19 protein-coding genes, 1 tRNA gene, 1 pseudogene and 1 riboswitch are annotated in these 25,196 nt (G+C 71.3%); of the genes and pseudogenes, 15 read left to right on the top strand and 6 right to left on the bottom strand.

All coding sequences use genetic code 11. From position 1 onward, the window contains the following. The first annotated feature begins 76 nt into the window (after window positions 1-76). The 3 genes from OG707_RS20695 (at window position 77) to OG707_RS20705 (ending at window position 2,804) form a co-directional block, all read left to right on the top strand. Window positions 77-694: a TetR/AcrR family transcriptional regulator gene (locus OG707_RS20695; protein ID WP_329120410.1), complete on the top strand. Its 618-nt coding sequence runs from the start codon at window positions 77-79 to the stop codon at window positions 692-694. A 14-nt stretch (window positions 695-708) separates the two neighbouring features. Beyond that, window positions 709-2,334, top strand: coding sequence for an acyl-CoA dehydrogenase family protein (locus OG707_RS20700; protein WP_329120412.1), 1,626 nt, complete (start codon window positions 709-711; stop codon window positions 2,332-2,334). A gap of 110 nt (window positions 2,335-2,444) precedes the next feature. After that, window positions 2,445-2,804 carry a hypothetical protein gene (locus tag OG707_RS20705; RefSeq protein ID WP_329120414.1) on the top strand — a complete coding sequence of 120 codons (360 nt, stop codon included), beginning with the start codon at window positions 2,445-2,447 and terminating at the stop codon, window positions 2,802-2,804. Window positions 2,805-3,127: 323 nt separating this feature from the next. On the opposite strand, the pseudogene OG707_RS20710 reads toward OG707_RS20705, so the two are convergent. Further along, window positions 3,128-3,256 (bottom strand): annotated as a pseudogene (locus tag OG707_RS20710) (DUF389 domain-containing protein); the annotation flags it as partial. Window positions 3,257-3,551: 295 nt separating this feature from the next. On the opposite strand from OG707_RS20710, the gene OG707_RS20715 reads away from it, so the two are divergent. The 5 genes from OG707_RS20715 (at window position 3,552) to OG707_RS20735 (ending at window position 10,559) form a co-directional block, all read left to right on the top strand. Continuing rightward, the gene (locus OG707_RS20715) at window positions 3,552-6,119 is read left to right on the top strand and encodes a S8 family serine peptidase (protein ID WP_329120416.1); all 2,568 of its coding nucleotides are present in this window, start codon (window positions 3,552-3,554) and stop codon (window positions 6,117-6,119) included. After that, window positions 6,116-9,037, top strand: coding sequence for a VCBS repeat-containing protein (locus OG707_RS20720; protein ID WP_329120418.1), 2,922 nt, complete (start codon window positions 6,116-6,118; stop codon window positions 9,035-9,037). Before OG707_RS20715 ends, OG707_RS20720 begins: the two co-directional genes overlap by 4 nt. 154 nt (window positions 9,038-9,191) lie before the next feature. Further along, a complete protein-coding gene (locus OG707_RS20725; RefSeq protein ID WP_329120420.1) occupies window positions 9,192-9,590 on the top strand; it encodes an SHOCT domain-containing protein in 399 nt (132 codons plus the stop codon). A 444-nt stretch (window positions 9,591-10,034) separates the two neighbouring features. Next, window positions 10,035-10,108: transfer RNA gene (locus OG707_RS20730), tRNA-Met, on the top strand. 64 nt (window positions 10,109-10,172) lie between these two features. Further along, entirely contained in the window at window positions 10,173-10,559 is a 387-nt protein-coding gene (locus tag OG707_RS20735; RefSeq protein ID WP_329120422.1) for a hypothetical protein, read from the top strand. Here the strand turns inward: OG707_RS20735 and OG707_RS20740 are convergent. Beyond that, on the bottom strand, window positions 10,490-11,245 hold the full coding sequence (locus OG707_RS20740) for a GNAT family N-acetyltransferase (RefSeq protein ID WP_329120424.1): 756 nt from the start codon (window positions 11,243-11,245) through the stop codon (window positions 10,490-10,492). The two genes, OG707_RS20735 and OG707_RS20740, sit on opposite strands and share 70 nt — an antisense overlap. Window positions 11,246-11,314: 69 nt before the next feature. On the opposite strand from OG707_RS20740, the gene OG707_RS20745 reads away from it, so the two are divergent. From OG707_RS20745 to OG707_RS20770, 6 genes are all read left to right on the top strand, one after another. Beyond that, window positions 11,315-11,665 carry a hypothetical protein gene (locus OG707_RS20745; protein WP_329120426.1) on the top strand — a complete coding sequence of 117 codons (351 nt, stop codon included), beginning with the start codon at window positions 11,315-11,317 and terminating at the stop codon, window positions 11,663-11,665. Between the two features lie 61 nt (window positions 11,666-11,726). Continuing rightward, window positions 11,727-12,731 (top strand): PLP-dependent cysteine synthase family protein, encoded by a 1,005-nt coding sequence (locus OG707_RS20750; RefSeq protein WP_329120428.1) that lies wholly within the window; start codon window positions 11,727-11,729, stop codon window positions 12,729-12,731. Then, the gene (locus OG707_RS20755) at window positions 12,728-13,945 is read left to right on the top strand and encodes an MFS transporter (RefSeq protein ID WP_329120430.1); all 1,218 of its coding nucleotides are present in this window, start codon (window positions 12,728-12,730) and stop codon (window positions 13,943-13,945) included. Before OG707_RS20750 ends, OG707_RS20755 begins: the two co-directional genes overlap by 4 nt. Window positions 13,946-14,025: 80 nt before the next feature. Then, window positions 14,026-15,162, top strand: coding sequence for a PP2C family protein-serine/threonine phosphatase (locus OG707_RS20760; RefSeq protein ID WP_329120432.1), 1,137 nt, complete (start codon window positions 14,026-14,028; stop codon window positions 15,160-15,162). A gap of 224 nt (window positions 15,163-15,386) precedes the next feature. Then, window positions 15,387-15,520, top strand: a riboswitch (cyclic di-AMP (ydaO/yuaA leader). 11 nt (window positions 15,521-15,531) lie between these two features. Continuing rightward, window positions 15,532-16,578 (top strand): M23 family metallopeptidase, encoded by a 1,047-nt coding sequence (locus tag OG707_RS20765; protein ID WP_329120434.1) that lies wholly within the window; start codon window positions 15,532-15,534, stop codon window positions 16,576-16,578. A gap of 117 nt (window positions 16,579-16,695) precedes the next feature. Next, on the top strand, window positions 16,696-17,640 hold the full coding sequence (locus tag OG707_RS20770) for an aldo/keto reductase (RefSeq protein WP_329120436.1): 945 nt from the start codon (window positions 16,696-16,698) through the stop codon (window positions 17,638-17,640). Here OG707_RS20770 and OG707_RS20775 read toward each other — a convergent pair. From OG707_RS20775 to OG707_RS20790, 4 genes are all read right to left on the bottom strand, one after another. Beyond that, window positions 17,637-18,965, bottom strand: coding sequence for a PrsW family intramembrane metalloprotease (locus OG707_RS20775; RefSeq protein WP_443071361.1), 1,329 nt, complete (start codon window positions 18,963-18,965; stop codon window positions 17,637-17,639). The genes OG707_RS20770 and OG707_RS20775 overlap by 4 nt on opposite strands. Window positions 18,966-19,034: 69 nt before the next feature. Beyond that, window positions 19,035-19,787, bottom strand: a complete 753-nt coding sequence (gene trmB / locus OG707_RS20780; protein ID WP_329127899.1) for a tRNA (guanosine(46)-N7)-methyltransferase TrmB — start codon at window positions 19,785-19,787, stop codon at window positions 19,035-19,037. 45 nt (window positions 19,788-19,832) lie between these two features. Then, window positions 19,833-21,029, bottom strand: a complete 1,197-nt coding sequence (lhgO, locus tag OG707_RS20785) for an L-2-hydroxyglutarate oxidase (RefSeq protein WP_329120438.1) — start codon at window positions 21,027-21,029, stop codon at window positions 19,833-19,835. A 76-nt stretch (window positions 21,030-21,105) separates the two neighbouring features. Beyond that, on the bottom strand, window positions 21,106-22,527 hold the full coding sequence (locus tag OG707_RS20790; protein WP_329120440.1) for an MFS transporter: 1,422 nt from the start codon (window positions 22,525-22,527) through the stop codon (window positions 21,106-21,108). 528 nt (window positions 22,528-23,055) lie between these two features. On the opposite strand from OG707_RS20790, the gene OG707_RS20795 reads away from it, so the two are divergent. Beyond that, the gene (locus OG707_RS20795; RefSeq protein WP_329120441.1) at window positions 23,056-25,155 is read left to right on the top strand and encodes an asparagine synthase-related protein; all 2,100 of its coding nucleotides are present in this window, start codon (window positions 23,056-23,058) and stop codon (window positions 25,153-25,155) included. Window positions 25,156-25,196 lie beyond the last annotated feature (41 nt).

Raw genomic sequence — 25,196 nt, forward strand, 5'->3', positions numbered from 1 at the left:
CAACTCGCCCGGGGCCGCGGCACGTCGGCGGCCGTGGACCATGGCGGGAAACTCTGAATGATGGTTCACTCCTTTCATGGCCTACCGCAAGACCCCAGCCGAAATCCGTCGCCTCGAAGCCGCCCGGGACCACCTCGTCGCCTGCGCCACGGCGGTCGTCGCCGAAGTGGGCTGGTCACAGGCGTCCGTGACGGCCGTCGCCGACTCCGCAGGCATCGCGGCGGGGTCCGTCTACCAGCACTTCCCGTCCAAGGCGGCGCTCGCCGTCGAGGTGTTCCGGCGGGCCGCCGGGCACGAGGTGGACGTGATCGGCGAGGTGCTGCACGGCCCCGGCGACCCGGTCGAGCGCCTCGGCCGCGGCATCGCGGTCTTCGCCCGCCGCGCCCTCGAGAACCGCGGCCTCGCCTACGCCCTGCTCGCAGCCCCCGCCGAACCGGCGGTCGGCGCCGAGCGCCTCGACTTCCGCCGCCGCTACCGCGCGCTCTTCGCCGAAGTCGTCCACGAAGGCATCGCGACCGGCCAACTCCCCGCCCAGAACGGGGAGATCACCGCCGCCGCCCTCACCGGCGCCATCGGCGAGGTCCTCGTCGACCCGCTCGCCGCCCCCGACGAGAACGCCGTCGACGAACTCCTCGCCGACCTCACCGCCACGGCCCTGCGCTGCGCGGGCGCCGCCACCACCCCCATCGACTGACCGGAGGACGTCCGATGCCCGAGACCCACGAAGTCACCAACCAGGCACCGCCGTTGACAGGTCATGACGCCGCCGACGACCCGGTACTCATCGAGGGCGTACGACGCGAAGGCGCCGAGTGGCACCTCGACGACCTGCACCGCTTCGGGCGGGTCGCCGGTAGCGAGGAGGCCCGCACCTGGGCCGACCAGGCCAACCGCCACGAGCCCGAGCTCCGTACCCACGACCGCTACGGCCACCGCATCGACGAGGTCGACTTCCACCCCGCCTACCACTCGCTGATGACCGCCACCGTCGGCGCGGGCGCGGCCGGTTCGGCCTGGGCGGACGAGCGGCCCGGGGCGCATGTCGCGCGCGCGTCGACCTTCATGGTGGCGACCATGATGGAGCAGGGCCACATGTGCCCGGTCTCCATGACGTACGCCGTCGTCCCCGCGCTGCGGCGCGCACCCGACCTCGCGAAGGTCTACGAACCGCTGCTCACCAGCTCCGTCTACGACCCGGGTCTGCGCGCCCCGGCCGGCAAGCGCGGGCTGCTCGCCGGGATGGGGATGACGGAGAAGCAGGGCGGCACCGACGTACGCGCCAATACGACCTCCGCGGTCGAACAGGCCGACGGGACATGGCGGTTGAGGGGGCACAAGTGGTTCACCAGCGCCCCGATGAACGACCTGTTCCTCGTCCTCGCGCAGGCGCCGGCCGGTCTGTCCTGCTTCCTGGTGCCGCGCGTCCTGCCCGACGGGAGCCGCAACACCTTCCGGATCCAGCGGCTCAAGGACAAGCTCGGCAACCGCTCGAACGCCTCCAGTGAGCCCGAGTTCGACGACACGGTGGCCTGGCTCGTCGGTGACGAGGGCAAGGGCGTACGCACCATCATCGACATGGTCACGATGACGCGTCTGGACTGCGTCCTCGGCTCCGCGGGCCACATCCGCGAGTCGCTCGCGCAGGCCGTGCACCACACCCGCCACCGCTCCGTCTTCGGCGCCAAGCTCGTCGACCAGCCGCTGATGCGCAATGTGCTGGCAGACCTGGGCCTGGAGTCGGAGGCAGCGACCACCCTCGGGCTGCGCCTCGCCGGGGCGGCCGACCGCGCCCAGCGCGGGGACGCGGGGGAGCGGGCGTTCCTGCGGCTGGCGACGGCCGTCTCCAAGTACTGGGTGTGCAAGCGGCAGCCGGCCTTCGTCGCGGAAGCCCTGGAATGCCTTGGCGGCAACGGTTATGACGAGGCGTCAGGAATGCCGCGCCTCTACCGCGAGGCTCCGCTCAACGGCATCTGGGAGGGCTCCGGAAACGTCAACGCCCTCGACATGCTGCGGGCGTTGGCCCGTGAGCCCGAGTCCCTCGCGGCCTTCGTCACGGAGATCGAGGCGGCGTCCGGTGCCGACCGCCGCCTGGACACGGCCTGGCGGGAGCTCCAGGGCGAACTCGTCCTCACCGAGGACGCCCCCCTGCGCGCCCGCCGCGTCATCGAGCGGGCTGCTCTGGTGCTGCAGGGCTCGCTTCTCGTACGGCACGCACCGGCCCCCGTCGCCGACGCGTTCTGCGCGTCGCGCCTGGCCGGGGACCGGGGCCTGGCCTTCGGGACGCTCCCGCCGGGCACGGACTTCGCGGCGCTGCTGGAGCGCATGCCGGTCTGAGAGGCGGTGGGGTGAGCGGGTAATGCCGCAGTAACGGCCGGTGCCTAGCGTCCGTCCCGCTCACCGTCCGCACGGCCCCGAGCCGTGCCCAACTACCCCGGGATTACCTCATGTTGCGACACAACGCCTGGCGCGCCGCTCTCGTCGGCACCACCCTCACCGCCGTCACCGCACTCGGCGCGGGCGCGGCAAGTGCCGCCGGTGCGCAGGCCGACTCCATCGCCTGCCACTACGACGGTGCCATCTGCATGACCACGAACGACCCCTTCGAACCGACCGTGCTGGTCGCCGACGGGGACTCGTACGACTTCGTCCGCGCCACCGAGATCACGAGCATCTCGAACGACACGACCATGACGTACTGCGTCGTCGGGGACTACACCTCCACGATCACTCCCGGGCAGTCCATCGAGGTGACGCGCACGCTGACGAGCGTGGTGGCGGCGCCCGACGGCCACTGCGTCTCGTAACACGGCAGTTGGCCGGCAGGCACGGACACCTCGGTCAGGACAGTCCCCCGTCCTTCACCGTGCAGGTGTCCGTGTCCGCCGGGCACCAGTGCGTACGGCCGCCCACCAGGTGGAGTTCGAGATCCGCGTCCGCCATGCCGCCCCGGTCGAGCGCCTCGCGCAGTGCGGTGGGCGCGGGCTGTGGCGGCAGGCCGAGTACGCCGATGACGACGACGCCGTTCCATGGCGACAGTGATCGTGCCGGTGGTGAGCGGCACCGCGATCAGCACCACGACCGCGCCCACCGCCACCAGCGTCCGCCCGTGGAAGGTGAGGAGCAGCCCGGTCACGGCCAGCGGCGGCACCAGCGAGATGGCGATGGTGACACCGGGCAGGGTGTCGGAGATGTCGGCGCGTACGAGAGCGAAGGCGCCGACCGTGCCCGTCGCGAGGGCTGCCGATCGCCACCACACCCGCGCCCGCGATGACCGCGGCCAGCACGAGCAGTCCCCAGAAACGGGTCGAACTCGGGCTGCGTACCGAGCGTTCGATGAACAGCGTCTCGGTCATACGACGGACGGTGGCCGCGTCGACTGCTGCCATGCCGGGTGTCCCTTCTCGCGCAACACGCGTACAGGGAACGGAGCATAAGCATCAAAACGGGATCTCTCGCGCACCCTTCCGGCTCGCGGCGCACAGTAATGCCCGAGTAACGGCAGTTGTCTAGCGTGCGAACACCCCCCGTATCGTTCCTGGAGGAACACCTTGATGCACGTGCCTCGATCGCCCCGGCGCACACGCGCCGTCTGGGCCGCGGCCGCTCTTTCCGCCGCTGCCCTGCTGACCGGACCGCTGCCCGCGGCGACCGCGGCGACCCAGACCACCACCCCGTCGGCGAAGGTCGACTCGGCCCTGCTGAAGGCCGTGGACAACGGCGCCGACACGTCGTTCTTCGTGGTCCTCAAGGACCAGGCCGACCTGACCGGCGCCAAGACGAAGACCTCGCACTCCGCGAAGGCGAAGGCCGCCTACCAGGAGTTGCGCTCCACGGCGACCTCCGGACAGAAGTCGCTCAACGCCTTCCTCGACAAGAAGAAGGTCGGCCACACGGACTACTGGATCACCAACGCCGTCCGGGTGACGGGTGACCAGGACCTGGTCGAGCAGCTCGCGAAGCGCTCGGACGTCGCCTCCGTCGTCAAGGCCAAGTCGTACAAGCTCGACGACCTCGAGACGTCCGACGCCAAGGTCACCGGCGCGCGCACCGGCGCCGCCACGGAGGCCGACGGCACCACCGCCCTCGACTGGGGCATCAGCGACATCAAGGCCGACCAGGTCTGGGACCAGTACCAGGACCGAGGCGAGGGCATCGTCGTCGCCAGCGTCGACTCGGGCGTCCAGTACGACCACCCGGACCTCGTCGACAACTACCGCGGCAACAACGGCGACGGCACCTTCACGAACGACTACAACTTCTACGACCCGTCGGGTACGTGCGCCACCAGCACCACCCCGTGCGACAACGCGGGCCACGGCACCCACACCATGGGCACGATGGTCGGCAAGAACGGTATCGGCGTCGCGCCGAACGCGAAGTGGATAGCCGCGAAGGGCTGCGCGACAGAGAAGGCGTGCTACGACGCGGACCTGCTCGCCGCCGGCCAGTGGATCCTCGCACCGACCGACCACAACGGGCAGAACCCGCGCCCCGACCTGGCGCCGAACATCGTCAACAACTCGTGGGGCGGCGGCGAGACGACGTTCTACCAGGACATCGTCAAGGCCTGGAACTCCGCGGGCATCTTCGAGGCGTTCGCCGCCGGCAACGACGGCAACGGCGTGACCTGCTCCACCACGGCCGCCCCCGGCGCGCAGGACACCTCCTACGGCGTCGGCGCGTACGACTCCAGCGGCAAGATCGCCTCCTTCTCCGGCTTCGGCCCCTCCCCGGTCGACGGCTCGGCGAAGCCGAACATCTCGGCTCCGGGCGTCGACGTCGAGTCCGCATGGCCGGGTTCGACGTACAACACCATCTCCGGTACGTCGATGGCGACCCCGCACGTCGCGGGCGCCGTCGCCCTGCTGTGGTCCGAGTCCCCGTCGCTCATCGGCAACATCGACGAGACGCGCAAGCTGCTCAACGAGGGCGCGACCGACGTCGACGACACCCACTGCGGCGGCACCGCCGGCATGAACAACGTCTGGGGCGAGGGCAAGCTCAACATCCTCTCCTCCGTCGAGAAGGCCCCGCACTCCGCCGTGGACGTCACCGGCAAGGTCACGTCCAAGACCACCGGCGCCGGCCTGGGCAACGTTGTCGTCAAGGTCACGGGTGAAGGGGCCACGCGCACCGTGACCACGGCCCCCGACGGCTCCTACCGCTTCGCGGTGACCCCGGGCTCGTACGACATCTCGTACACCCTCTACGGCTACTCCACCGGCTCGGTCACCGGCCTCGCGGCCGTCACCGGCCAGAACCAGACCGAGGACGTCGCCCTCGACACCGTGCCCGCGCACGACGTCACCGGCACCGTCCTGGACGTCACCGGCGAGCCGCTCGCCAAGGCCACCGTCAGCCTCCCCGGCATCCCGCTGCCCGCGGCCACCACCGACAGCAGCGGCCACTTCACCTTCACGGGGGTCGCCGAGGGCTCGTACACGGTGTCCACGACGCCCGCCGCACCGCTCCTGTGCAACGGCGACAGCGTCACCGACCTGACGGTCGACGGCGCCGAGTCGGTCACCGTCAGGCTCCCGGCCCGCGCCGACGCCCACGGCAACAGCTGCACCCCGGCCACGTACTCCTGGATCAAGGGCACGACCAAGGTCGCGCTCAGCGGTGACGAGGACGCCAAGTCCGTCGCGACGCCGTTCCCGGTGAAGCTGTACGGCGTCTCGTACTCCAGCGTCGGTGTCACCACGAACGGTCTGATCGACGTCCTGTCGGCGCGCGTCGGCGACTACACCAACAAACCGCTGTCCGCCGGGGTCCAGCCGCTGGGCGTCATCGCCCCGTTCTGGGACGACCTGACCCTCGACAAGAAGTCGAGCGTGCAGACGGCCACCACCGGCACCGCCGGCAACCGCAAGTTCGCGATCGTCTGGAACAACGCGGCCTTCGCGAGCGGCACTTCGAGCCGCGCCACCTTCGAGGCGGTCTTCGACGAGGCCACCGGCGCGATCACCTTCCAGTACCAGTCCGTGCCCGGCAAGGGCGCGAGCGCCACGGTCGGCATCGAGAACCAGGCCGGCAGCGACGCCCTCCAGTACTCGTACAACCAGGCCGTCCTCACCGACGGTTCGGCGATCCGTATCGCCCAGGGAGCCCAGTCATGACAACCCACACCTCACGGCGGGCCCTGCGCCTCGCCTCCTTCCTCACCGTGGCGGGCCTCGCGCTGACCGCGGCACCGCACGCGCTGGCCGCCGACGGCGACTCCGGGGCGACGACGCTCAGCAGCACGCAGGCGAAGAAGCTCGCCGACAACACCATGGTCGACGTGTACGGGGACAACGCCTCGACGTCCGGCGACTCCTCGTCCGACGCGACGTCGGGCACGGACGCGACGTCCGGCACCGACGCGGGCACCGATGCCTCCACGGATGCGTCCACCCCGGTCACCTTCACCGCCAAGTCCGTCCTCGAAGGCGTACGCGGCGTCGGCGCCACCGTGCCCGCGGGCTCCGACGGCAGCTACTTCACCGTGCACAGCCTCGGCAACGTCCAGCTGCACAAGGCCGACGGCTCCACCGCCTGGGCGCGCACCAACACCTCCCTGTACAAGGACTGGCAGGTCAGTCCGGTCCGCCTGTACCAGTCGGAGCCGTACGCGGCCCACGTCCTGATGGGCTACAACGCGGTCTCCCCGTTCTCGCCCTACTCCGACCAGGGCTTCGACACCGGTGACCTCACCGGCGACGGCACCCCTGACATCGTTTTCTCGGCGAGCGTCGGCTCCAGCCCGTACCGGCCCTTCACCTCGCCCGGCTCCACGCTGCCCACCGGCACGTTCGTCACCGTCCTCGACGGCAAGACCGGCAAAACGGTCTGGTCGAAGCTGTACTCGTACGCCACGAACGTGAAGATCGCCGACGGCACCCTGCTCGTCGCCAACGCGCCGCGGCTGAACCAGAACGCCCCGGCCGCCGAGACGGCCACGCTGACCGGCATCCGCTTCTCGTACGCGGACGGCGCCCTCACCCCGGCCACCACCTGGACGTACGACACCGGGACGACCGCGGCCGCCACCTGGGCCGCGCTTGAAGACGTCGGCGGCGGCAAGGTCGCCGCGGCCTGGGACCTGGTCAAGACCGCCACCACCGCCGGCCGCGGACGCACCGTCGTCCTCGACACCTCCGACGGTTCGGTCACCTGGCAGACGGACAGCGAGCTGTACGGCCGTCAGCTGCACCTGGACGCCTCGCGCAAGCGGATCGTCGCCCTGGAGCAGTCGGACACCACCTCGGACGACTACAAGTACGAGGTCGCCGCGTACGCCCTGGACACCGGCGAGCGCACCACCCTCGACACCCGGTCCAACGTGCTGCCCACCGCCATGACGATCGGCGACGCCGCCAAGGGCGGCGGCGACGAGTACGCGGTCAGCGAGTCGACGTACGACGAGAACATGGCCGTGAGCTCCAGCACGATCCGGGTCCTGGACGGCAGCGACGGCAACACCGTCCGCTGGACGTACACGACCAAGCGCGACGCCGACAACACGAGTTTCGGCCCGTCCACGTGGAGCCTGAACGCGGTGGGCGGCCAGCTGGTCGCCGCCGCGCAGGACGACGCCGGCGTCTCCACGGCCGACAATTCGGGCGGCGCCCGCTACGGCTCGCTGACCGCGTTCACGAACACCGGCAAGGTGAGCTGGCAGCACGACGGGGTGACCGCGTCGTCCATGTACCAGCAGGTCTACAAGTCCGGCGGCAGCACCAACGTGCGCACCGTCGACCTGGAACAGAACATCCGCGAGTACGGTCTCGGCAACGGCAGCCAGAAGAGCCTGACGCCGCTGCAGGGCGAGCTGAACTACGGGCAGGCCGCCGACCTGAACGGCGACAAGAAGAAGGACGTCGTCGTCGGCGGCACGTCGCACGGTGTGTGGGCGTACGACGGAACGTCGCTGGTCAGCGGCGCGCCGAAGGTGCTGTGGAAGGCGTCCGTGACCGGCGCGGTGCACGACATCGAGACCGGTGACGTGAACGGCGACGGCACCGCCGACGTCGTGGTCGCCGCGGACACCGCCACCGTCGTCCTGGACGGCAGGAACGGCAAGACCCTCGCCACCATCGACGGCAAGGGCCAGTACGTCCGCTCGGCCTCCGTCGCCGACGTCAACGGCGACGGGAAGGCGGAGGTCCTCGTCCCGACCGACGCGCTGCGCGTCTACCGCGGCACCGGCAAGCAGCTGTGGGCGTACGCGGCCCCGGCCGGCTCCGGTGACGTGGTCTTCTCCGACCCGACCGTCGCCGACGGCCAGGTGTACGCGCAGTACACCAGCAAGAACTCGCTGGCCCTGGACAAGGCCGTGGTGAACGGCGTCGCGCTGAACGCCGCGAAGGGCACGGTCAAGTGGACGGCCGATCCCAAGGCTCCGGCCCAGGCGGCCAAGAGCGACCTGATCGGTGCGGTCCTCGAACGCCCCGTCTACGCGTCGCAGGACATCCCGTACGCGGACGGGCACGCGGTCGTCTACACCTGGATCGCGCTGGCCGACCCGACCGTCGCCGGTGACCTCGCCACCGCGTCCCCGCGGACCGTCGTGGAGATCCGCGACGGGCGCACCGGAGAGGTGCTGCACCAGGCCCTCAGCGGCAGCCCGTGGTCGCACGGCAACTACTTCACCGACGACCACGTGCTCTACCACATGGGATTCGGCGTCATCAACGGCTACGGCGCCGACGGCCAGGACACCTACGCCTCGGTGGTCCAGCCCCTGCGGCGCCTCGGCGTCGGCACAGGCCCCGGCGGACGCAAGATCCTCATCGGCGGCGTCGAGGGCGGCGTGGCCGCGTTCGACCCGTCGATCCTGACGACCGGCTACTCCTTCCAGGACGCCGCGGGCAGCGCCACCCTGATCGGCGCCCGCAGCTACATCGCGGGCGACCTGGACGGCGACGGAGTCGACGACGTGGTGTCGCTCAACTGGGACCGCAGCGGCTTCGACCGGATGACCCAGCTGCTGGGTTCGCGGGTCACCGACTCGGACAACGGCATCCACCAGATGACGACGTACACCCTGTCCTGACCTTCACCAGCACACAGCAGTCCTGAAGGGAGCCGGCAACACCAGCCGGCTCCCTTCGGGCATTCCCGGGGCTTCCCCGAAATGCGAGAAAGCGGAGTGCGGGAGACACTCGCTCCACCACTCGCATTCCAGCTCCAGCAGTAAAGGGGAAGCCATGGACAACTACCCGCTTCTCGATCTCTTTCTGACGATGCTGTATTTCTTCCTGTGGGTCATGTGGCTCTTCCTGCTGTTCAGGGTCGTCGTGGACGTCTTCCGCGACGACGAACTGAGCGGCTGGGGCAAGGCAGGATGGCTGGTCTTCTGCATCGTGCTCCCGTTCCTCGGGGTCCTCGTCTACGTCATCGCCCGCGGCAGCGGAATGGGCCGGCGTGACGCGAAGCAGGCGAAGGCGGCGGAATCCGCGTTCCAGGACTACATCCGGAAAACCGCCGCGGAGACGAATTCCGGCACGAGCGGAACCGACGAACTGACGAAACTCGCCGCGCTGCACGATTCCGGTGCGCTCACCGACGAGGAATTCGACAAGGCGAAGACAAAGCTCCTCGCCTGAGACGCCGGCCCTGGCGCTCACCGCCCCGACCGGGCCGCTGACGCGTGGGGGCGCGTCCGAGTCGTACACCTTCACCGTGAAGAACAGCTCCGCCAAGGCGGTCGACTTCACCGGGACCATGTTCGGCAGCAGTGGCGGTCCGAGCCCCATCGCCGGGCAGCAAGTCCGGTTCGATGTGCAGGAGTTGGGTTCCACCCCGGCGACCGGCGTGGGAACTGCCCCGTATCGACAAGGGATTCGGGACGTCCGGCGCGCAGACGCCGTCGCCCTCCGCGACGCCTACCTCGGCCCCCAGTGCGACGGCCTCCGCGACCGCCTCGGCCGCCGCGGGCGCGCTCCTCGCCGCCGGAGCCGTCCTGGCCTGGTTCGGCGTCCGTCGCCGGCGCTCGCACAGTCAATTGGTAGGAGGCCCCTCCCCGCGTGCCGTAAGGTTGTGTTCACCGACGCGGGGTGGAGCAGCTCGGTAGCTCGCTGGGCTCATAACCCAGAGGTCGCAGGTTCAAATCCTGTCCCCGCTACTTGTAGGACGAAGGCCCGGCACGTCATGTGCCGGGCCTTCGTCGTGTTGGGGAGGGGTCTCCTGTGTTCGGTGCGCTGCGGGTGGGGCTGTCGGTGCTGCTGTTGCTGGAGGTCGTGCCGTCGGCGGTCGTCGGTGTCACCCGCGCCCGGGTGGGGCGCGAGCGCCTCGACCAGCTGACGCGGACCGGCGTGCTGGAGGGCCGCCGGATGTGGCTCGTCACGCTGCTGGGCGTCGTGCACACGCTCGCCGCGGTGGGGATCGTCGCCGGGATCCGGTCGCCCGCGGCCGGGGTCGCCGGTGCCGGGGCCGAGGTGATCGTCTTCGGCTGGGTGCTCTCGCGGCAGCTCGCCGCGGGGGACCGGGGGCGGGCGCTGCTGGCCTACACGCTGTTCCTGGGGATGGCGGTCGCCGTGCTGGCGGTGGACGCGGCGGCGCTCAACTCCCGGTAGGAGAGGCCGAGTCGGGCGTAGAGGCCGATCGCCGAGGCGTTGTCGCCGTCGACCATCAGGGCCGCTGTGCCATGGCGGGCGAGGGCCTCGTTCAGGGTGTGCGCGCAGACCGTACGGGCCAGACCGCGGCCCCTGGCGGAGGGGTGCACCGCGACCCCGGTCAGGAGCCCGACGGTGGGGGACGACCAGGCCAGGGCCGCGGTGGCGAGCAGGGTGCCGTCGTCGTCCCGTACGCCTGCCCAGGACTCCACGCCGGGAATGCCCGGCAGCGCGGCGGAGGAGGGGAAGGCCTCCGCGAGGAGCGCGGTGATCTCCGGATGCGCCTCCTCGGAGAGCCATTCCGCCTTGTCACCGGCGACGGGGACGGCGGCCGCCGTCGACATCCAGCCGAACGTGTCCTCCACCGTCAGGGCCGGTATCGCCGCCGCGAGGGCCCCGACCAGGGCGGCGTCGCCGAGCGGGCGGTACGTCGGGCCCAGATCCGGGAGCAGTTCCCGTACGAGAGTGATCGCGGGCCCCGGCGGCCCCGACACCGCGAGCCGGTCCCGGCGGCAGAGGTCCGGGGCCGCCACCGCGTACGCCCCGCCGTCCGCGCTGCGCCAGGCGCGGCTCGTCGTGAGGTCCCGGGCGGCCCAGATCAGCAGCTCGTCGGCGGGGAGCGCGGTGGTGGAGTGGATCTCTCGCATCCGGCGAGCGTGCGCCTGGCCCTGATGCAACGTCAAGGAACGACTGCGGGGAGTAGTGTCGCATGCGCTATGAGTGACGTACGGGCAGTGGTGATGCGGCGGGCGGCCGCCGTGGTGCTGCTGCTCGCGCTCTGCGCGCTGCTGGTCAGCGTCTGCTGCCACGACGGCGGGAACCACGGGCCGGTACGCGTCACCGCGAGCGCTGCCGCCGACGGGCATCACTGTGCGGGGGACGCGGGCGGGGGCGACGAGCATCTGGCGGCGCGGCCCGCTGGTGGGGCGCATGTCTGTGAACTTCCGCTGTGGGGCGGAGTGTTGGAGCCGCGGTATGCGCGGGGTGTGGAGTGCGTCCGCGAGCAGCGGGCCGGGCCTCCGGGGGCGCGGCGGTTGTTGATCGCGCTCGGGGTGGACCGGAGCTGAGGGGCTGTTCCGCTCCCGCCTGCTTCTGTTCCAGCTCCAGCTCCGGAAGGTTTGTGCGTACGTGATCAGCGCTGTGGGGAACACCCCTGTCCTGTGGATCGACGAGTCCCCGGGGGGTGGCGGGTTCTGGGCGAAGCTCGAAGGGTTCAACTTCGGGGGGATCAAGGACCGGGCCGCCCTGTACATGGTTCAACAGGCGCGGCTGCGGGGTGAGTTGAGGCCCGGTGCGCCCATCGTCGAGTCGACCTCGGGCACGCTCGGGCTCGGGCTCGCGCTCGCCGGGGTCGCGTACGGGCACCCCGTGCAGGTCGTCACCGACCCGGGTCTCGAACCGATCGTCGAGCGGATGCTGGTCGCGCACGGGGCGCGGGTCGATGTGGTCAAGTCGCCCGCCAAGCAGGGTGGTTGGCAGCAGGCGCGGCGCGACCGGGTCGCCGAGCTGGTCGGGGCGCAGGAGGGTGCCTGGTGCCCGGACCAGTACCACAATCCGGACAATCCGGCGGCGTACGGAGGACTGGCCGCCGAGCTCGCCGAGCAGCTCGGACCGATCGACGTGCTGGTGTGCGCCGTCGGCACCGGCGGGCACTCGGCCGGGATCGCGCGGGCGCTGCGCGCCGGCGGCATGAGCGGACTCGAACTGGTGGGCGTCGACAGCGTGGGGTCGGCCATCTTCGGGCTGCCGGCGGGGGAGCGGCTGATGCGCGGGCTCGGGTCGTCCATCCATCCGGGGAACGTGGATCACGCGGCCTTCGACGAGGTGCACTGGGTGGGTCCCGCCGAAGCCGTACGGTCCGCGCGGCGGCTGGCGGCGCGGCAGTTCGCCACCGGCGGGTGGAGCGTGGGGGCCGTCGCGCTGGTGGCCGGATGGCTGGCGCGGACCAGGCCGCGGGGGACGCGGATCGTGGCGGTGTTTCCCGACGGTCCGCAGCGGTACTTCGACACGGTCTTCAGCGATGAATTCTGTGCGCGGCACGGGCTGTTGGAGGCGCACGCGCCCGATGAGCCCGCGTCGTACGACGGCCGGGTCAGCGGCTGGACCCGGCGCGCCCTGGTGCGTGTGCGGTGATCGGGGTGTGGCGCCAGGCGCGCGGATTTGATGTCGCGGTGCGGCTGCTGCTGGTCAACCAGCTCACCATCAACCTCGGTTTCTACATGCTCATGCCGTTCCTGGCCGAGCATCTGGCGGGCGGTCTCGGGCTCGCCGCGTGGGCCGTCGGCCTGGTCATGGGCGTACGGAATCTGTCGCAGCAGGGGATGTTCCTGGTGGGCGGCGCGCTCGCCGACCGCTTCGGGTTCAAGCCGCTGATCGTGGCCGGGTGCGCGCTGCGGACCGTGGGGTTCGGGGCGCTGGCCTTCGTCGAGTCGCTGCCGATGCTGATCGCGGCGTCGCTCGCGACCGGGCTCGCGGGGGCGCTGTTCAACCCGGCGGTGCGCGCCTATCTCGCCGCGGAGGCCGGTGAGGAGCGGCGGGTGGAGGCCTTCGCGCTCTTCAACGCCTTCTACCAGGCGGGGATTCTGCTGGGGCCGCTCGTCGGCGTCGCGCTGCTCGGCGTCTCGTTCCGGCTGGTGTGCGTGGTGGCCGCGGTGCTCTTCGCAGGGCTGACCGTGCTGCAGCTGGGGCGGCTGCCGGTGCGCGAGGCCGCCGCGGTCGGCTCGGCTGCCGCCGAACGCGGTCAGTTCCGTACCGTCCTCGGAAACCGCACCTTCTGGCTCTTCGCCGCCGCGATGACCGGTTCGTACGTCCTCCAGTTCCAGGTCTACCTCGCACTCCCGCTCGCCGCCGGCAGCCGCTGGGCCACCAGCGCGCTGTTCGTCGTCTCCGGACTGGTCACGCTCGGCGGCCAGTTGAGGATCACCGCCTGGTGCGCGGCGCACTGGACCCGCGAACGCTGCCTGGTCGCCGGACTCTCGCTGATGGGCGCCGCCTTCGTCCCCCCGGCGCTCCCGGGCGCGGGGGTGGCGGGGCTGCTCCTCTGCGCGGCCGTCCTCGCGGTGGGGACCGCGGTGCTCTACCCGTACGAGATGGACACCATCGTCGCGCTCTCCGGGGGCCGCTGGGTCGCCACGCACTACGGCCTCTACAACACCGTCTGCGGGATCGGCATCACGCTCGGGAACCTCGGGACGGGCTGGCTGCTCGGCTCGTACGGACAGACCGTGTGGCCGGTGTTCGTGGTGGTGGGCCTGGGGTGTGCGATGGCCGTGGGGCTGCTGGGGCGCGGCGGGCGGCTGGCACCCGCGCCCGCCCCGAGGGTCCCCCGGATGGCGGAGGCCGAATAGCCGGACGGCGCGGCTCCGAGGAGCCTGAGTGGGGCGCGGTACCGTCCGCAGCCGTGTACGGACCGGGCAGGAGAGACGCGGTGGGGCAGCGAGCAGAGAGCGCGGGGGTACGTCTCTTCGTGCGCGTGCTGCCCGTGCTGCTGATCGTCGCCGGGGTCTGCTTCGACCTGGTGACCCCGGCGAACTACACCGCGTCCCCCCTCTTCTCCGCGGCCCCTCTGATCGCCGCGCCGTTCTTCAGCACCGCGGCCACCGTCCGGATCGGGATCATCTCGGTCGCGGTGGTCGTGGGGCTGCGGATCTACAACCGCGAGACGCTGACGGTCGTCTCGCTCTCCGAGCTCTTCACGGTGGTCACCGTGGTCGTGCTCGCCGTCTTCATCAACGTCGTCATCCGCCGCAGCGGCGAGCAGCTCGCCTCCGCCCGCGTCATCGCCGAGACCGCCCAGCGCGCCGTGCTGCCGCAGCCCGCCGACCGGATCGGCGGGCTGCACATCGCGGCGCGGTACGAGGCCGCGCAGGCGGGCGCGTTCATCGGGGGCGATCTGTTCGCCGTACAGGAGACGCCGTACGGGGTGCGGCTGGTGGTCGGTGACGTACGCGGGAAGGGGCTCGACGCCGTCGAGGCGGTGGCCGTGGTCATCGGCGCCTTCCGCGAGGCGGCCGAGCAGGAGTCCACCCTGGAGGGGGTCGCGCTGCGGCTGGAGCGGGCGCTGGCGCGGGAGGGGAGACGGCGCGACGGGCTCGACGCCTTCGAGGGGTTCACGACGGCGGTGCTCGGGGAGATCCCGCGGGGGCTCGGTGTCGTACGGCTGGTCAACCGCGGGCACCCCGAGCCGCTGATGCTGCACGCCGACGGGGCGCTGGACGCGCTCGCGCCGACCAGCCCCGCACTGCCGCTGGGGATGGCCGAGTTGGGGAGCTGGCCCGACCGCGCCGACACCTGGCCGCTGCCGGCCGGGTCGACGCTGCTGTTCTACACGGACGGGCTTTCGGAGGCGCGGGACAAGGCCGGGGTCTTCTACGACCCGGTCGGGCGGCTGCGCGGGCGGATCTTCCCCGGGCCCGACGCGCTTCTGGACGCGCTCACCGACGACGTACGGCTGCACACGGGGGGCGGGTCGACGGACGACATGGCGCTGCTCGCGGTGGGGCGGCCGGGGGACGGTCAGCCGGAGCGGCGGCTGACCGTGGACATCGTCCGGCACAGTCCGTAATCGAAGGACGACCCAGACAAGCAACTGCATAACATTTGATGCACTGTCAGAAAACAGGGGTTTCGATTGGGACTGGCAAGTCGACATGTTTCAAGGCCTTCTGTCCCGTTAAGTCCAGGCCAAAGGCGTTAACGATCAGTCGGAACGGCTTGGAATCAGGCCCCCGCGTCTATTAACGTTCGATAACGCAGCGCGGTCGTCCCAGCCGTCGCAAGAGACGGCACCGTGCGCATGCGCCGAATTCCGCAAGGGAACCGGGGAACCACCAATTGGGGTGAATCGGGCTGAACCTGGCCCGTAGGAGACCTTCCTGCTCCGAACCCGTCAGCTAACCCGGTAGGCGAGAAGGAAGGAAAGGAGCACGCCTCCGTGGCGTCCAACAACCCTGCCCCTGAAGCCCTTTATGTCCCGAATGACCGTGACGCGTTCGGCTTCGGAGGTGACGGTGGCGGCGAGACCTGGGACGAGTGGAACCCCACCGAGGACTCCGTCCGTCCGGTCCGCGGCAGACACCGTGTCGCCAAGCAGCGCGGCGGACTCGCCCGCAGCTCCACGGTGTTGGGTGTCGGCGTCATCGCGGCAGTCGGCGCCGGCGGCATAGCCAGCGCCGAGGGCAAGGCCCCGGTCTCCATATCCCTGCCCGACCTCCCGGCCTCGGTCACCGACCACCTGCCGGAAGTCATCAAGGCGGACATCGCCCCGGACTCCGCTTCGGGTACGGAAACGAACACCACGCCCCTCTCCACCGCGGGCCTCACCACCAGCTCCTCCGGCCAGGGCACCACGGACGCCGGCGAGACGCTGCGCGCCCGGATCCTGCAGCAGGCCGAGCAGCAGCAGGCCGGCGCGGACGCCGAGGCTCAAGCCGCCGCAGAGAAGGCGGCCGCCGAGAAGGCCGCCGCCGAGGCGAAGAAGAAGCAGGACGCGGCCGCCGCCAAGGAGGCCGCCGCCAAGAAGAAGGCCGCCGAAGAGGCGGCGAAGAAGGCGGAGGCCGAGCGCCTCGCGAAGCTGGCCGCCAGCTACTCGCTGCCCGTCGCCTCGTACACCCTCACCTCGCACTTCGGCGACGCCGGTTCGATGTGGTCCTCCGGCTACCACACGGGTCTGGACTTCGCGGCTCCCACCGGCACCCCGATCAAGGCCGTCCACAGCGGCACGGTCAAGTCGGCGGGCTGGTCCGGCTCGTACGGCTACCGCACCGTGATCGTCCTCGACGACGGTACGGAGCTGTGGTTCTGCCACCAGTCCTCGCTGAACGTCAGCGCCGGGCAGAAGGTCACCACGGGCGACGTCATCGGCCGCGTCGGCGCCACCGGCAACGTCACCGGCCCGCACCTCCACCTCGAGGTCCGGCCGGGCGGCGGCGACCCGATCGACCCGATGGCCTGGCTGCAGGCCCGCGGCATCAACCCCTGATCCCGCACCCCCAAAGACACCGGCAGTCCTGGCGGCAACCCCCCCCCGACGCCAGGGCTGCCGGTTTTGGTGTACCCGGAACGGAATAGGCGGACCGGGGCGGAGGTTGATCAACCCATGACTTCTCTCCGTACGCTCGGATCGTCCGACCTCTCCGTCTTCCCGCTCGCCCTCGGCGGCAACGTCTTCGGCTGGACCGCCGACGAGGCGCAGTCCTTCGCCGTGCTCGACGCGTATGCCGCGGCGGGCGGCAACTTCATCGACACCGCCGATGCGTACTCGGCCTGGGTGCCGGGCAACCAGGGCGGCGAGTCGGAGACCATCATCGGGAAGTGGTTCGCCGAGCGTGCCAACCGCTCCGAGATCGTCCTCGCCACGAAGGTCGGTGCACACCCCGAGCTCAAGGGGCTCTCCGCGGCCACCATCAAGGCAGGGGCCGAGGCCTCGCTGCGGCGGCTCGGCACCGACTACATCGACCTCTACTACACCCACTTCGACGACGAGACCGTCGCGGTCGAGGAGATCATCACCGCGCTCGACGCGCTGGTGAAGGAGGGCAAGGTGCGGGCGATCGCCGCATCGAACATCTCCCCGGCGCGTCTTGAGGCCTCGCTCGCCTTCTCGGAGCGTGAGGGCCTCGCCAAGTACGTCGCGCTGCAGCCGCACTACAACCTGGTCTCCCGCGACACCTACGAGGGCGAGCTCCAGGACACCGCCGCCCGCCACGGACTCGGCGCCGTCCCGTACTTCGCACTCGCCTCGGGCTTCCTCACCGGCAAGTACCGTCCGGGCACTGCTGTGGAAAGCGCCCGGGCCGAGGGCGCCGGCAAGCACCTGGAGAGCGAGCGGGGTCTGAAGGTCCTCGACGCGCTCGACAAGGTCGCCGCCGCGCACGACGCCGAGGTCGCGACCGTCGCGCTGGCCTGGCTCGCCGCACAGCCCACCGTGGCCGCGCCGATCGCCTCCGCGCGCACGGTGGAGCAGCTGCCCGCGCTGACGGCGGTGGCCGAGCTGAAGCTCACCGAGGACGAGGTGGCGTCGCTGACCGAGGCAGCCGCCTAGTACTGCTGGTACGGGTTGTAGCCGCCGTAGTGGAGATACGGCGGCGGCACCTGCACCCTGCCGGTCGCCTGCGCCGCGTACAGCAGCGCAGGCCCGGCTATCTCCTTGCGCTGCCACAGGTGGTGCAGGAGCTCCTGCTCGCGTGCCATGAAGTCCGGGCCCACCGCGCCCCGGTGGGCCCGGTGGCGGAGAAAGGCGAGCGTCGTCGCGAAGGCCTCGTACTCGCTCACCGCACGGGCCGCGGCCTTGCCTCCGTACGTGCGCCCCGCGAACTCCCTGGCCATGGTGCGGGCCCGCATCGAGGAGAGGGCGAGCGGCTCGGCCGGGGTGAGCCAGCCGGCCGCCGCGTACGCCGGGAGCTCGGCGGATATCGTGCGCAGCTCGCGCTGGCGGGTCCAGATCACCAGCCAGGTCAGCAGGCCGAAGACGGGCAGCATGAAGGTGGCGTAGACGATGTAGAAGCCGTAGTCGCCGAAGTGCGTGGAGCCGTTCCATAGAGCGTGCATGCCCATGGCCAGGAGCAGCCCGCAGACCGGGACCGCGTAGCGCTGCAGCCGCCGGTGGCGGGGGGCGAGCGCGGCGATGCCGAAGCCGATGCCGGTCATCACCGTGAAGAGCGGGTGCGCGAAGGGCGCCATCACGATCCGCATGAAGAAGGTCGACGCGGTGACCGAGGCGAAGCCCGAGAAGCCCATCGACTGGTCCTCGCCGAAGGCGCTGCCCAGATAGAGGATGTTCTCGGTGAAGGCGAAGCCGGTCGCGGTCAGACCGGCGAAGACGACGCCGTCGACGATCCCGGTGAAGTGCCGTCTGCGGAAGACGAAGATCAGCATGATGGCCGTCGCCTTGGCGCTCTCCTCGACGATCGGCGCGATCACCGTGGCGCCCAGGGTGTCCGCGCTCGCAGGATCGGCGGTGGCCGTGGCTATCCAGTGCGTCGCGAAGGAGTTCGCGATGATCGCGACCAGCGCGGCCGCGCAGGCCCCCCAGGCGAACGCGAAGAGCAGATTCCGCCAGGGCCCTGGATCGACCCGGTCCAGCCAGCGGAAGGCCGCGATGAGCAGCGGCACGGGCAGCACGGCGAGACCGAGCCCCACCAGAAAGCCCTCGGTGCCGGTCTGCTGCCGTACGAGCGCGAGGATCACCAGGCCGGACAGGGCGAGCAGGATGATCACCACGGACGCGCGGAACGCCTTGCTGCGCCAGAAGTCGCGGCGCGGTGCGTACCGCCAATGGGCGCGCTCCGGCACGGCGTCGAAGAGGGGCCGCTCCTCGTACACCGGGACCACCGGATGCGGCGGCTGGGGCGCGCTGGACTGGTACACCCCATTGACCCTAACGAGGGACACTGACAACTGCGATGCCGTCCGCGCTTTTTCGCGGTTTTACCCGGTCTACCTGCGGCGGAACAGCAGATCGTGCACAACGTGCCCCTTGTCGAGCCCCTGCCCCTCGAAGCGGGTCAGCGGCCGGAACTCGGGCCGCGGCGCGTACCCGCCGTCCGCCTGGGTGTTCTCGAAGTCCGGGTGCGCACCGAGCACCTCGAGCATCTGCTCGGCGTACGGCTCCCAGTCGGTCGCGCAGTGCAGTACGGCCCCGGGCGCGAGCCGCGTCGCGGCCAGGCCGAGGAACTCGGGCTGGATGAGCCGCCGCTTGTGGTGGCGGGCCTTGGGCCACGGATCGGGGAAGTAGACGCGCAGACCGCTCAGTGAGTCCGGCTTCAGCATCTCCCTGAGCAGGATGATCGCGTCACCGTTGGCGACCCGGATGTTGGACAGCCCGTTCTGCTCCGCGAGACGCAGGAGATTGCCCTGGCCCGGGGTGTGGACGTCGGTCGCCAGGATGCCGGTGGCGGGGTCGTCGGCGGCCATCTGGGCGGTCGCCTCGCCCATCCCGAAGCCGATCTCCAGGACGACGGGCAGCCCGTCGAACATCGCGTCGAGATCGAGCACCCGCAGCCCGTCGACGTCCATGCCCCACTGCGGCCACAACCGCTCCAGCGCCTCGGCCTGCCCGGTGGTGACCCGGCTGCGCCGCGGCTGGAAACTACGGATGCGCCGCTCGTGGTGCGACCCGGCCGGATCGGCGGCGGGCCCACCGGGAAAACGGGGCTCGCCCTTGGGGCGGATGTACGGGGCGGAGTTCATGGGCTCAGACACAGTGACCCGATTCTACAAAACAAGCCCCTCAGGTCAGTCCTCCAGCGCCGCCAGCACCCGCCGCGCAACCTCCCGCCCAATAGGCAAGGACGCCGTCGCCGCAGGCGAAGGCGCATTCAGCACATGCACAGTCCGCGGCGCCTCCCGAAACAAGAAGTCATCCACCAGCGTCCCGTCCCGAAGCACCGCCTGCGCCCGCACCCCCGCCGGAACCCGCCGCAGATCATCCGCCTCCACCGCCGGCAGCAACCGCCCCACCGCCTCGGTAAACGCATGCCGCGACAGCGACCGGTGCAGCTCACCCGCCCCGTACCGCCAGTGCCGCCGCGCGATCCGCCACGAGCCCGGCCAGGCCAGCGTCCCGCCCAGCTCACGCACCCGGACGTCCCCCCACCCGTACCCCTCCCGCGCCAGCGCCGGCACCGCGTTCGGCCCGACGTGCACGGACCCGTCGATGCCCCGCGTCAGATGGACGCCCAAGAAAGGGAAAGCAGGGTCCGGCACCGGATAGACAAGACCCCGCACCAGCTCGGGCCGCGCCAGCTCGTAGTACTCCCCACGGAAGGGCACGATCCGCATCCCGGGGTCGTCACCCGCAAGCCGCGCCACCTCGTCGCAGTGCAGCCCCGCACAGTTGACCAGCGCCTTTGCCCGCAGCACCGTCCCGTCGGCCGTACGCACGGCGACACCCACCCCGTCGCGCCGGGAGATCTGCACGACCTCCGCGCCGTACCGGATCTCCGCCCCGGAGACCTCCGCCAGCCGCGCCGCCACCACCCCGTAGTCGACGATGCCCGTCGTGGAGACATGGATCGCGGCCAGCCCGCGCACCTCGGGCTCGTACTCCTCGATCTGTGCGGGCCCCAGCTCCCGCACCGGAATCCCGTTCTCCCGCCCCCGCTGGACCAGCGCGTGCAGTCGCGGCAGCTCGTCGCGCCCCGTCGCCACGATCAGCTTTCCGCAGACCTCGTGCGGGATGCCGTACTCCGCGCAGAACTTCACCATCTCGGCCGCGCCGCTCACCGCGAACCGCGCCTTCAGCGACCCCGGCCGGTAGTACACGCCGCTGTGGATGACCCCGCTGTTGCGCCCCGTCTGATGGCGCGCAGGGCCCGCCTCCTTCTCCAGGACCGTCACCCGTGTCCCGGGCGCGCTCTGCGCCAGCGCATGGGCGGTCGACAGACCGACGATTCCGCCGCCGACGACCAGCACCTCGCAGTCGAACTTCACACCGCACCGCCTCCCACCCGAATAGTGCACTGGCCCACTGACAATCCCTTCAAACCAGTGCGGGAAGCGGCGCAGGTCACGCCGGTGCGACCAGCAGTGGACGGGCCCGCTCCCGCAGCTCCACGACCCTCGGCTCGTCGCCGTACGGCTCCAGCCGGTGCAGCAGATCCCGTACGTACTCCGTGGTCCGCGCCGAAGAGATCCGTCCGGCGACCTCCACGGCCCGCGTCCCCGCCGCGCACGCCGCGTCCAGATTCCCCGACTCCAGTTCGGCGACCGCGCTGACGACCAGGCGCAGCCCGTGCGAGCGCACGAACTCCTCGGTCGGCTTCGACAGCGCCTGCTCGGTGAAGCGGCGCACCTGGCGCGGGGCCTTCAGGTCGGCGTAGCACTCGGCGGCATCGGCGGCGAAGCGGTCGTACGAGTAGAAGCCCAGCCAGGACGGGTCCGCGTCGCCCTCGCGCGAGCGCTCCAGCCAGCCTTCGGCGGACTTCAGCGCGGCCCCCGCGGCCGGCGAGTCACCGGCCCGCGCATGCGCCCGTGCCTCGACGAGCCGGAAGAAGGACATGGTCCGGGCGGTCGCGAGCCCCCGGTTGCGCTCGACGGCGGCCTGCGCCAGATCAACACCCTCGTCGCCGAAGCCGCGATAGACGGCCTGCAGCGACATCGAGGCGAGCACATATCCGCCCAGCGGCACATCAGCCGCAGCCCGGGCCAGCCGCAGCGCCTGGATGTAGTACCTCTGCGCGGCCTCCTGCTGGCCCGTGTCGAAGGCCATCCACCCGGCCAGCCGCGTCAGTTCGGCGGTGGCGCCGAAGAGCCCGCGCCCCACCTCGTCCGTGTAGGAACCGAGCAGCAGCGGCGCCGCGTCGACGCGTAAGCACTCCGGGACCATCGACGAACGCCAGTCCCCGCCCCCGTACTTGGAGTCCCATCGCCGCGCGTCCTCCGCGGCCTCCCGCAGTTTGGCGACATCGCTGTGGCCGACCCTCAGCACCGGCGAGTCGGCGGTCTCCTCCGCGCTGCGCTCGACGGACGAGTCGGCGGGGGTTATGAGCCACCGCGAGGCGGGAGTCGCGTACGCGCTGACCGCGAACGACCCCGCCAGGGACTGCCAGATGCCGCCCCCGCCGGCCCGCCGCCCGGCCAGATCCAGCCGGTACAGCTCGGTCGCGGAACGCACCGCCGCGCCCACGTCGCGCGGGAAGGCGAGCCCGACCTCGGGGGCCGGATCGGCGTCGGCGAGACCGATCTCGTGCAAGGGCACAGGGCGGCCGAGCTTGGCGCCGATCGCCGCAGCGATGAGATGGGGCGCGGCGCCCTGGGGCACCATGCCCTTGGAGACCCACCGCGCCACCGACGTCTTGTCGTAACGAAGTGTCAGGCCGCGCTGGGCACCGAGGTCGTTGACCCGTCGTGCCAGTCCGGCGTTGCTGATTCCCGCGAGGGCGAGAACGGTGCCGAGTTTCTCGTTCGGCCCGCGTAGCTCCCTGGACATGCGCCACCCCTCGACACACAGACGGCCGCCGCGCAGGCATAGGCGCGCGGCATTCGTAAACACAGCGTAGTTCGCCGCATCCCTACCGTTAAGGGGCGGTGTTCCGTATGGCGAGATTGTTGTCCGTACGGGTGGCCTTCACACCTCCTCCGTGCTCCGGGTGTGTGGCCGTGCGCCCGCCCGTGCGCTCTGGCCGGGCCTGTGGGAGAGCGCTTCCATGTGGAGTGCGTGGGTCGGCCCACTGCACTGGATCCAGTGGGCTGGGGGACACCGCCGCCTTCATCCCCGCGGGCGGCGGGCCGGTCCGGGAGGCGAACAGCGCCTCCCGGACTGCGGGCGCTCCCGCCCGTCGCCGTAAGGACAGATTGGCCGGAAACCGACCCCCGTCGGACCCCCCTCCGGCAGCCAACTGGCATGTACCGGGGGCGCATTCGCATTTTCGGCGCGCTCCCCGTAGCCCCTCCTGTACGCCGTTGTCGTGGCAGCATGGTGCCCGACTGGTTGTCCACAGCCTGTGGAGGCGGCGCGATGCGGTGGTTGGTGGGGTGGAGCAGTATCGCCGCGCAGTTCGGCGCGGCGACCCCGGGCACCGTGACGGCCGGCGCGGTCGGCGAGGCCCACGAGGGCCGCACCGTCCACCCCGTCGGATCCCAACTCCTGTGGGGAGACCCCGATCCGCTCTGGGCGGTCGGCGACTGGCGCCCCGACGAGGTCCGGGTGATCTCCGTCGACCCTTTCACGCGCCTTGCCGTACTGGGCTGTTGCGCCGCCACCGACGAGGAACTGCGTGTCGGACTCTTTGCCGCGCGCGGCGGCGCCCTGCGCCACCTCACGGCCTGGCCCGGCAGCTACACGGTCGTCGCCCAGACCGGCCGCCGCGTCACCGTCGTCGGCGATCTGGCGGGCGCACGCCCCGTCTTCTACACCCCTTGGGCCAACGGAACCGCGTACGCGACAGCCGCCCTCCCGCTCGCCGACCTCATCGAAGCCCAGCTGGACATCGGCCACTTGGCGGCGCTCCTCGCCTGCCCCGACGTCCCCGAGGCGCTCCGCGACTCCACCCCGTACGCGGGCGTACGCCGGATACCGCCCGGCCACGCCCTGATCCTCCGCGAAGGCTCCCGCGAGATCACCGGCTACGAACCGGTGGCGTCCCTCGCGGTGGCAGCGCCCCAGACCGACGCCACCACAGCGGTCGAAGGCGTACGCGACGCGCTCGTCGAAGCCGTACGCGCCAGACTCACCGCCCCGCGCCACGCCCCCGAAACGCCCCTCCCCGACCCCGGACCCGTCCCCGGCATGGGCCCCGCCGAACGACGCGCCGCCCGCGGGGGCGGACCGGCCCCCGGCATCGGCGCGGACCTCTCCGGCGGCAGCGCCTCCGCGACGCTCGCGCTCCTCGCGGCGGGCCTCCCCGGCGTACCGGGCACGATCCTCGGCCACGGCACGGGCGCCGGCGAGCGTCTCCTGGCGGTCACCTTCAACGACCTCCTCGCGGCGGGCCGCGAACCCGAACTGGAACGAGCAGGCGCCATTGCGGCCAACCCCCGCCTGCACCACGTCGTAGTAGCAGCAGGCGAAGAAGCCCTGCCCTACGCCGACTTGGAGACCGGCCCCCTCACGGACGAACCGGGCCCCTCCCTGATCACGGCGGAACGCCACCGCCGCCGCCTGAGCTCCGGCAGCGCCGACCACTTCGTGGGCGACGGCGCCCGCCAGGTCCTGGACGCCCACCCGGCGCGCCTCGCCGACCTTTTGATGGACCGTCAGCGCCGGTACCTCCTCCGCCCGGTGACAGCCCTGGCCCGCGCGAACAGCTCCCCGTTCCTCCCCTTCACGCTCTACCGCGCGGCCCGCCGTCTCTCCCGTACGCCCTACCGCGCAGGAATCGAGGCGGCGTCCGAAGCACTCCTCACCAACCGCTTCCCCCAGGAGGGCACCACCCTCGACGCCACCCTCGCCGCCCTCACCTGGGCCCGCCCGGGCCCTGCGGCCCGCTGGCTGACGGGCGAGGCGCTCGCCGAGGTCTCCGTACGCCTCCAGACGTCGGCGACCCGCCCCACGTCGATCCAGCGCCCCGGCGAGGCCCGCGCCAGGGCGTCCCTCGCGCGCTACGCCTCCGACCACCGGGTCTTCGAACAGGCGGCGGAGGTCCGCAGCCAGCGCCTGCACGCCCCCTTCCTGGACAACCAGGTGGTACGGGCCTCCAGGGCCCTCCCCGAATCCCTCCGCGTACGCCCCGGAGCCCGCAGCGAGATCCTCCGCACGGTCCTGTCGGGTGCGGGGGTCCGCGACCTCCCGCAGGGCTGGGGAGCGACATCCCAGGCAACCTCGACGGCAGCACTCCGCACGGGCCTGCGCTCCTCGGTGACGACCCTGATCGAACTCTTCGATGCCCCGCTTCTGGCGGACGCGGGCCTGATCGAGGCAAGGGTGGTCCGCAAGGCGCTCCGCGCGGCCTCGGAGGGCGAACCGCTGCCCCTGGACGGCCTGGCGGACCTGATCTCGACGGAACTGTGGCTGCGCAGACTGCTGTCGCGCAGGGGAACGTGCTGGACGGGCTCGGCGGCGCCGCGGCAGCGGGCGGTGGCGGGCGGGGTGGGCATTCTGAGCCCCTCCGGCGATTGAGGAGCGGGGGTCCGGGGGGCGGAGCCCCGGTAAAAATCCCC

It is taken from the genome of Streptomyces sp. NBC_01465, assembly GCF_036227325.1.
Lineage (GTDB): Bacteria > Actinomycetota > Actinomycetes > Streptomycetales > Streptomycetaceae > Streptomyces.